5 protein-coding genes are annotated in these 9,155 nt (G+C 66.5%); 2 read left to right on the top strand and 3 right to left on the bottom strand.

From position 1 onward, the window contains the following. The first annotated feature begins 909 nt into the window (after positions 1 to 909). Together QX124_RS29500 and QX124_RS29495 are read left to right on the top strand one after the other, a co-directional pair. Positions 910 to 2,013: a ferredoxin gene (locus QX124_RS29500; RefSeq protein ID WP_315737179.1), complete on the top strand. Its 1,104-nt coding sequence runs from the start codon at positions 910 to 912 to the stop codon at positions 2,011 to 2,013. Between the two features lie 56 nt (positions 2,014 to 2,069). Next, complete coding sequence (locus tag QX124_RS29495) at positions 2,070 to 3,332, top strand: 2Fe-2S iron-sulfur cluster-binding protein (protein ID WP_315799040.1); 1,263 nt, start codon at positions 2,070 to 2,072, stop codon at positions 3,330 to 3,332. Positions 3,333 to 3,513: 181 nt separating this feature from the next. Here QX124_RS29495 and QX124_RS29490 read toward each other — a convergent pair whose 3' ends face one another. The 3 genes from QX124_RS29490 to QX124_RS29480 all read right to left on the bottom strand — a co-directional run bounded on the left by QX124_RS29490 (position 3,514) and on the right by QX124_RS29480 (position 8,970). Further along, positions 3,514 to 4,686 (bottom strand): fumarylacetoacetate hydrolase family protein, encoded by a 1,173-nt coding sequence (locus QX124_RS29490; RefSeq protein ID WP_315799039.1) that lies wholly within the window; start codon positions 4,684 to 4,686, stop codon positions 3,514 to 3,516. A gap of 85 nt (positions 4,687 to 4,771) precedes the next feature. Further along, positions 4,772 to 7,807, bottom strand: a complete 3,036-nt coding sequence (locus QX124_RS29485; RefSeq protein ID WP_315799038.1) for an autotransporter domain-containing protein — start codon at positions 7,805 to 7,807, stop codon at positions 4,772 to 4,774. A gap of 209 nt (positions 7,808 to 8,016) precedes the next feature. Continuing rightward, positions 8,017 to 8,970, bottom strand: coding sequence for a DMT family transporter (locus QX124_RS29480; RefSeq protein WP_315799045.1), 954 nt, complete (start codon positions 8,968 to 8,970; stop codon positions 8,017 to 8,019). Positions 8,971 to 9,155 lie beyond the last annotated feature (185 nt).

The raw sequence follows: 9,155 nt of genomic DNA, 5'->3' as shown, positions 1-9,155 counted from the left end.
CGCCATCAGGCTGGATAGAGGACTTCCACCTCCAAGCTGTCGTTCATACTCGGCACACCGCCCGTGGCCCGCCTGCGAAAAAAAAATGCAGGCGGCAGGTACCACAGGTCTGGCCGAACACGCCCGGCCCTCCCTGCGCGATGGTTTTGACGGCTGCTTCGCGTTCTCCCCGGTGCGCCGGCTTTTGGCCACCGTGCGCGACGATGCGCTTTGCGCGCTCCGCCGCGGGACACCAGCATCGGGGTGCCAGGACCGCGCGACTTGACCGTGCGTGCATCGCTGTTCGTCCGCGCGAATGATCACGCTGCAACGACACACGCCCATCGCATTCCGCTGCCGACGTCCATGACGACCGCGATACGTCCCCTCCGACGCAACGGAACGGGCGGGACTCTAATGCTGATTTTACGAAATAGACAAGCGATTTATTTTTCCGCACAGGGCTGGACAGGATTTCTCGCGCACGCCCCGATTTGCCCGACGGGCAGCTTTCGCATGCCGCATCCCACGCACACGCGCCTTCATTGCGCCTGCGATCTGTCACGGTGAAGGCCGTCATTGATCCAGATCAAACGCACTCGAAAACAAACCTCGATCCAGATCAAATGCTTGATGCTCCTCGATTTGATCCAGATCAAACGGCCGCAGGCCCACCGCAGCATGGCCCAGACACGTCCATATTGGCCGTCAAAAAGCGCCACATCTCGTCGGCAGATTCCGCGGCACAGCATGCGCTGATGACGCGAACTAACAGGCCTGGCGGACGAGCACGTCTGGCCCGGCCTCGTCACACCAGCGCGCCGTGCCAAGTAACCAGCGTCCTGGAAAGCAATGCGAAACAACAGCGCTCAACGTTCGTCCCAATACGACTACGCTTCGCACCGTCGAGAGGCCCGGCCGCTCACACACGTGGCCGTGCAGGTGGCTCCCGCCAGGTATCAGCCGGCCGCGCAGCCGGGCAGCCGCAGCACCGGCCGGGCCGAGCGGCGATTCTGGCTGACCATGCAGACGGTCATGCTGGTCGTCGGCGTGCTGCTGGTGAATCTGCTGCTGTTCTTCCCTGCGCTCGGCATCGCCCTGATGTGGAATCTGCTGATTCCGGTCGCGCCGGCGCTGGTGACGATCTCGCCCGGCCTGTGGCGCAACATCTGTCCGATGGCGACCTTTCATCTCTTGCCGAACAAGATGGGCATCTCGCAGAACATCCGGATGCCGGAATGGGGCGCGGCGACCTTAGCGGTGATCAGCGTAACCTCGCTCTTCATCGTCGTGCCGATGCGGCGCATCGGACTCAATGTTGACGGGCCGTTGACGGCGCTCATGCTGCTGTCGGCTGCGGTCATGGCGTTCGCGATGGGCTCGGTGTTCGAGATGCGCTCGGGCTGGTGCACCTCGCTGTGCCCGATCCACCCCGTCGAGCGTCTGTACGGCACCAACCCCGCTCTCACCTTCAAGAACGCCCGCTGCAATATCTGCGAGGCCTGCAGCAATCCGTGCCCGGACTCGACGCCGGAGCTGACGCCGACCGCGGGCGTGCCGACGAAGGTGCAGCAGTTCCTCGGCAACTTCCTGATCGGCAGCTTTCCCGGCTTCGTCTGGGGCTGGTTCCAGGTGCCGGATTATCCGCCGCAGCAGGTCGGGAGTGCCGAGATCATCACTGCCTATGTCTGGCCGTTCGGCGCGGCCGTCATCAGCTACATCGTGTTCAGGATCGGCGAGCACATGCTGCGCTACAAGCCGGCCACCCGCACCCGGATGCACCGCATCTTCGCCGCGACGGCGGTCAGCACCTACTATTGGTATCGCCTGCCCGGTCCGGCGTCGCTGCTGCCGGACTGGTTTCCGCTGGTCTCGCACCTCGTCACGACGCCGTTCTTCTTCTGGTTCCTGGTGCTGCGCTCGCCGAAGGTGAGCTGGCTGAAGCGGCCGGTGATGGCCTCGAACTACTGGTCGAGCCGGTTCGAGAGCACGGCCAACAAGAACCTCATCCGCGTCTCACCCGACAGGGCGTGATCCCGCGGCGTCCTTCAGCCCACATTGTCACAGCGTATTCGATCGAGGAGTGAACCATGTCGAACTTCAGGACCGTCACCGTCAAGGGCCGCCAGTTCCGCGTCCGCGCGGGTGACGTGCTGCTCGATGGCGCGCTGGCCAACGGCGTCGAGATTCCGTTCGACTGCCGCGCCGGCACCTGCGGCACCTGCATGGTTCATGTCTCCAAGGGGCAGACGGTGTGCGGCGAGACGCATACGCAGGGCATGATCTATGCGTGCCAGGCGCGCGTCGTGTCCGACCTCGACGTCGAGATGGAGGACGTGCCCGAGATCGACACCAGCAAGGCGCGCCTGGTCGGCCTGCGCGAGGTCGCGCCCGACATCATGGAGCTGATGATCGCCCCGGAGAAGAGCATCAGCTATCTGCCGGGGCAGTACTTCAAGTTCACCTTCAACGGCTATCCGGCGCGCGCCTACAGTCCGACGGCGTCGTTCGACGGCCGCATCGGCGGCCGCGTCATCCATCTCAACATCAAGCGCGTGCGTGGCGGCCGCGTCACGACCGCGCTCGGCAGCGGCATCCGTCCCGGCCATCGGCTGCGCATCCAGGGGCCGTATGGGCATGCGTTCCTGCGCCCGGGCGGCACCGGCCGTCTCGTCCTCGCCGGCAGCGGCACCGGCTTCGCGCCGATCTGGGCGATCGCCGCGATGGCGCTGCGCGAGTCCCGCAGCCGGCCGATGGTGATCATCGCCGGCGCCAAGAAGCTGCCGCAGCTCTACATGACGCCGATCCTGGCACAGCTCGCGCGTCTGCCGAACGTCACGATCATCCCGACCGTCGAGGAAGGCCCGATCGATCATCCCTCGATCCGCACCGGACGGATCGAGCCGCACATGCCGACCTTGACCGCCTCCGACGTCGTCTATGCCTGCGGCTCGCCGCGCATGGTCAGCGCGCTCGCCGGCATGGTCGAGAAGGCCGGTGCGACCTTCTATGCCGATCCGTTCGACCCGGCTCCGCCGGAAGCGCCGTCCGGCCTGATCGGACGCATCAAGACGCTGGTGGCGCGGCGGTCGCCGGAGCCCGAGCCGAGCCGCGACAGCGGCAAGGGCCGCGAGGCCTCGCTCGATCCGTTCGAGCGGGCGCTGTCGCTGGTGCCGAAGGATCCGATCGAGGATGATCTCGGCCTGCGCCGCCCCGAGCCGCGCCGCAGCGCGGCGGCCGAGCGCGACCATGCATTGTCGGTGGTGCGAGAGCGTGCCGCGCTGGGCGATCCCACGCAGTTGCAGGAGCGCGCCCGCCGCGCCGCCGGGCAGATGGCGTCGGGGCACGTGTGAGGACTGCGGCCGGGTATCCGCAACAGGGCGACCGCATACGAGGACCAGAGTGCCATTCCTCGTCTATCTCCACGTCGTCATGGCCGGGCTTGTCCCGGCCATCCACGTCATTCGGCATACGTGGGAGGACGTGGATGCCCGGGACAAGCCCGGACATGACGGAATAACGACTAAGCAAGCCTCAGATCAGCTTGCGCCGCGACAAACTCCGCATCAGGGCGCCGACGCCGAAGGTCCAGGGCTCGCATTCGTCGCTGTTGCGCATGCGGTTGACGAGGCGACCGAGCTGCGGGGCCGAGATGGTGACGATGTCGTCGCGCTTGTGGGTGAACCCCTGCCCTGGAGCGTCGCGGTCCTTGACGGGCGCGAACATCGTGCCGAGGAACAGCGCAAAACCGTCGGGATATTGGTGCACGGCGCCGATGGTCTGGGCGACGAGATCGGTCGGATCGCGGCTGATCTTGCTGATGGAGGAATGACCGTCGAGCACGAAGCCGTCGCTGCCGGTCACGGTCAGCGCGACATCCATCTTCCTGACGTCATCGAGCGAAAAGCTCTTGTCGAACAGCCGCAGCAGCGGTCCGATGGCGCAGGAGGCGTTGTTGTCCTTGGCCTTTGACAGCAGCAGCGCCGAGCGGCCCTCGAAGTCGCGCAGGTTGACGTCATTGCCGAGCATCGCGCCGACGATGCGGCCGCGGCTCGACACCGCCAGCACCACCTCCGGCTCCGGATTGTTCCAGGTCGATTTCGGATGCAGCCCGGCATCCATGCCGGTGCCGACAGATGACAAGGTCGGCGCCTTGGTGAAGACCTCGGCATCGGGCCCGATGCCGACCTCGAGATACTGGCTCCAGGCGTTCTGCTCGATCAGCACCTGCTTCAGGTGCATCGCCTGGTCCGAGCCCGGCTTGAGCTTGGAGAAATCGTCGCCGACCAGACGCACCACCTCTTTCCGGATCGCCTCGGCGGAGGCCGGGTTGCCGCGCGCCCGCTCCTCGATGACGCGCTCCAGCATCGAGATCGCAAAGGTGACGCCGGCCGCCTTCAGCACCTGCAGGTCGACCGGCGCCAGCAGCCACGGCTTGGCCGGATCGCGGCAATCCGGCGGGGTGTTGGCGAGGATCCCGGCGAGGTCGCCGATGCGCTGCCCGCCCATGCCGCGCAGCGCCGTCGCCGGATCATCCTGCTCGCACAGCGCGCTGACGGTGGGGAAAGCCGAGGTGACGTCATAAACGCCGTCATCGCGCACGGCGACCACGGCCGGTCCGTCCACGTCGGGGCGCCAGACCCGGCCGACCAGCGTGCCGCTGGTGCCGTCGTCGGGCAGGACGGTCTCGGGCGTCAGGTTGATCATGGCGTCGTGCTCCCTGTTGTTCTTGTTGCTCAGCGCACCCCTAGCATCGGTGCACGCCGGCTCCAAGCCACACGACGTCGCGCAATCACCAGCTGTAGCGCAGCACGCCCTTGCCGGCGTAGGAGCGGCTGATGGTCGAGAACTCGCCCTCGAAGGTCACAGCCGCCGACCAGTCGTTGCGCCAGGCCATTTCGGCCGAGGCCGAGGTCAGCGCAAGGTCGCGCGACTGCGCAGCGCCGTTGACGACGAAACTCGTGCCCGGCAGCACCTGGAAGCCGGCCGTCATGGTGCGATCCGGGTTGAAATTGTGCGCCCAGGCGGCGCGGCCGCGCAGCGACAGCACGCCGTCGGTGAGCGCAAACGACCGATCGACGCGCGCGCCGAGCTCGGTGCGCGCATCGGTGACAGTCTTGCCGGCATAGGTCAGCGCGAAGGTGCCGGCGCCGGAGAGCACCTGCTCGGCATAGGACGGCAGCACGTAAGCCGTCGCCTGGCCGCCGAGATAGGGCGTGATCCCGCCCCACGGCGTGGCATAGCGGCGGCCGGCCTCGAGGCGGGCCGAATAGGCCGACGCATTGAAGCGGGCGCGGAGCTGGTCGACGCCGGCGACGGTCACGGTGCGGTCGGTGGTCACGTCGTGCCAGCCATAGGCGAGCGCGGCGGAGAGATAGTCCGGACCATGGCGATAGCGGGTGAAGGCGCCGGCCTGGAACAGGTCGGAGCGGCCGCTGCCGCCGCCATTGACGCCGAAGCTGGTGCCACCGCCAGACAGCGCGAAGCCGGCGAGCCAGCTCGGCGACACGATGTAATCGGCGCCAGCGGCCAAGCCGACCTCGCGGATCGTGGCGTTGTTCGATCCGAGCGCGGCGTTGCCATCGGTGAACGAGCCGCCGCCGAACGGCGCGGCCCAGGTGCTCCAGCGCTCATCGAAGCGCTGGGCCGGTGTGGCCTTCACCGGCATGCGCGCGAAGGCATCGCGCGGCGCGGCGCCCCGCCCTGCGTCGGCGAACGCCGCAGCCGGACTAGATGCGTTCGCGCTGCGACCGGCGACGAAAGGATCGGTCATCAGGCCAAGAAAGATCTTCATCGAGTCGAACATCGCCTGCTGCGGAACGGTGGCGATCTCGCCGGAGACCTGCGTCAGGCCGGCCGGGGTCAGCGCGCCGAAGGCGAGCGGAATGCCGCCGGTGCGGTTGAAATAGCCGGTCGTGGTGTCCGTGACGTTCTGCTGGTTCGTGTTGTTGGTGCCGGTCGAGCCAAGCGTCAGGTTCAGATAGACGTTGTTGGCGTCGTAGCTCAGACGAGAAGTGAAATTGGCCGGCAGGTTGGTGTTGACCAGCGCATTGAAGGTGCCACTGACGCCGCCGGTCGCATTGACGATCGTGTACTGCTTGTTGACGTAGCTGCCGGGCGCGAAACTCGCCTGCACGGTGGCGCCGCCGAGCGTCGCCGTTCCCGTCACGTTGACCCGGTCGGCATTGGCCGGGGATACCTCGACCATGTAGCTCGCAGCCGTCGTGAACACGAGGTTGCCCTGCACGGTGAGCAGCCCGATCGAATTGCCCGGCGCGAGTGCGCCGCCGTTGATGAGCGTGCTGCCGACGATGCCGTTGCCGCCGAGCGCGCCGCCGGAATTCACCACGACATTGCTGCTGGCGATCGAGCCGTTCACGGCGAGGATGCCGCCGTCGATCGTGGTCGTGCCGGTGTAGGTATTGACGCCGGACAATGTCAGCTTGCCGCTGCCGACCTTGGTCAGCGAGCCTGGGCCGATGGTGCCGCACCCGCAAGGATCGGTGTCGCCGATCACGCCGGAGACCTCGGTGGAGAGATTGTTGCCGCCGACCACCAGCGTGTTGAAGGCGCCGATGTAGTAGTTGCCGGAGCCCGCCAGCGAGCCGGCGGTGATGCGGCCGTCGCCATTGACACCCGTGCTACCGGAGAAATCGACCACGCCGGTGCCATTGGTGACGAACTGGGCGGTGCCGCCGGTCGTATTGTCGAGGAAGCGCGTGCGGCCACCATCATTGGTGATGATCGTGGCGGAGCCGGCGCTGGCGTGATCGAAGAACAGCGTCGAGCCGCCGTCATTGGTGGTGACGGTCGCGTTCGCCGCGGTGGAATGGGCGTTGAACTGGACCTGGCCGTTCATGTTGTTGGTGATGGTGGCATTGCCGGCCGACGGGGTGTCGCTGCCGAAGCCGATCCCGAACATCACGTAGGAATTGCCGCCATTGGTGATGACCGCATTGGCGGCCGTGGCGGCATTGACAAACGCCAGCATGCTGAACGTGTCGTTCGTGATCGTCGCGTTGCCGGCGCTGGTATTGGCGTTGAACAGCGTGCGGCCCTGATGGTTGGTGATCACGGCGTTGCCGGCCGTGGCCGTGTCCGTGCCGCCGGCGACACCGAACGCGGTCGTGGCGATCGACTGGTTCACGATCGTCATCGTGCCGGCGGAGCTCGCACCGAGGAAGTTGGTGGTGCCGCCATCATTGGTGAGCGAGACGATGCCGGACGTGTCGGCCCTGACGATGTTGAAGATGCCGAAATTCGACACGTCGCCGACGATCCGGGCGGTGTGGGTGGCATCGCCGAGCTGCAGGGTCGCGACGCTGCCGATGAAGGTGCCGCCGGAGTAGGAATTGGTGCCGAGCAGGATGGTGGTGCTGTTGCCGAGCAATTCGGCGCGCACGCCGGCAACGGTCTCGCCGAGGTTGTTGCCGATGGTGATGGTCTGGCCGGAATTGGCGTTGTTGATGAAGCCCCAGCCGGAGCCGGCGACGCCGAAATTCACGTCGGCGCCGCCGATCGAATAGGACTGGGCGTTGCTGAGGAAGATCCAGGAATCCGGATTGATCGGCGCCGTGACCGTGATGGTCGATGCGCCGGTGGCCCCGAACAACGCCTCCTGGCCGCCCGATGCGGGCGGCGCGCCGGCCGGCGGGGTCTCCCAGTTGGTCGAGAGATTGTAGTCGGAGGTCGTCGTCGTGGCGCCGGGACCGCCCCAGGTGTAGTCGGTTTGCGCCTGCGCGGCCGTCGCCAGCCCGAGCCCGACCACGAGCACCAATCCGCCAACCCGCCAGCGGACAGCCCGGTCAGCCGTGTTGTCGCCCGACATCCCCACTCCGACGCTCCCAAGCCCTGCTCTGCACGTTCTCGTGCAGTCCAAGACCTAGCAGCTCAGACTTGGTGGTCGGGACGCGATGCGAATGCGTTTTTCCAATGATTTCAGATCATTACGCGTTTCGCACCGGTTGTGGCGATCGCGCAACGCATCCGCCCAAAAATTCACACCCCCGTATTCGCCAGGGATGCGCGAGCGAGGGCTCACGGATTCGGCGAGCTCTCGCCGGCGACCTGCAGCAGTTGCGAGCGGCGGACGCGCTCGCGATGGGCGGTGTAGAGGCCGCTGGAGACGATGAAGGCGGCGCCGACGATGGTCCAGACGTCCGGCACCTCGCCGAACACCAGGAAGCCGAGGATGCTGACCCACAGGAGCTGGGTGTAGGAGAACGGCGCCAGCACCGAGGCGTCGGCATAGCGGAACGCCAGCACGACGATCCACTGCCCCATGGTCGAGGCGACGCCGACCAGCACGCCGAAGCCGATGTCCTGCCAGGACGGCGTGACCCAGACGAACGGCACCATCACCGAGAGCATGCAGACGCCGGCGATCGACGAGTAGGTCATGATGGTGATGGCGTGCTCTCGGCCGCTCATCATCCGCGTCATGATCAGGGTGCAAGCCCAGGCGAACGCCGAGACGATCGGAAACAGCGCGGCAAGATGGAACGCGCCAGTGCCGGGCCGGAGGATGACGAGGACGCCGCACAGGCCGACGGCGGTTGCAATCCAGCGGCGCAGGCCGACCTTCTCGCTGAGGAACACGATCGACAACGCGGTGACGAACAGCGGCGCGACGAAGCCGGTCGCGGAAGCCTCGGCAATCGGCAGATAGCGTAAACCGGTGATGAACATCAGCGACGAGCCGAGCAGCGCAACGCCGCGCAGCAGCTGGAACTTGAGCCGCTCGGTGCGCATCGCGAACAGCGGCGAGCCCGGGATCATCGCCGGCACCATGATCGCTGCGAATATGACGAAGCGGATCCAGGTGATCTCGATCGAGGGCAGCGTCTTCGAGAGATATTTCGCTGTGACGTCCGAGGTGCCGAGGAACACGGTCGACAGCAGGATCAGCGCGATGCCGCGGAACGGCCGGTCGGCCCGCGCGGGCGCGCGCTTGCGCGTGGCCTGCGGCTTCTCCTGCACGGAGGTCGGCACGTCGTCGAGGCGCGCGGCTGCGGCCGCACTCGGTGGCGGGGTCACGGTCGAACTCGGGAGTTTTGGAACGGGGACGATTCGGTGAGTGGCGACAAAACGCCAATCGCGACGCCGCGACAACCCATCGAAGCGGGCAGCACTTATGCGTTGCCACGCGCCGGAGTAGCAAACATCCGTAATTTTCC

This window comes from Bradyrhizobium sp. SZCCHNRI3043 (genome assembly GCF_032377735.1).
Classification (GTDB): Bacteria; Pseudomonadota; Alphaproteobacteria; order Rhizobiales; family Xanthobacteraceae; genus Bradyrhizobium.
This window is presented reverse-complemented; position numbering and strand designations above follow the sequence as displayed.

Coding starts and splice junctions, on each gene's coding strand:
- QX124_RS29495 (WP_315799040.1), top strand. CDS start 2,070: ATGTCGAACTTCAGGACCGTCACCGTCAAGGGCCGCCAGTTCCGCGTC.
- QX124_RS29490 (WP_315799039.1), bottom strand. CDS start 4,686: ATGATCAACCTGACGCCCGAGACCGTCCTGCCCGACGACGGCACCAGC.
- QX124_RS29485 (WP_315799038.1), bottom strand. CDS start 7,807: ATGTCGGGCGACAACACGGCTGACCGGGCTGTCCGCTGGCGGGTTGGC.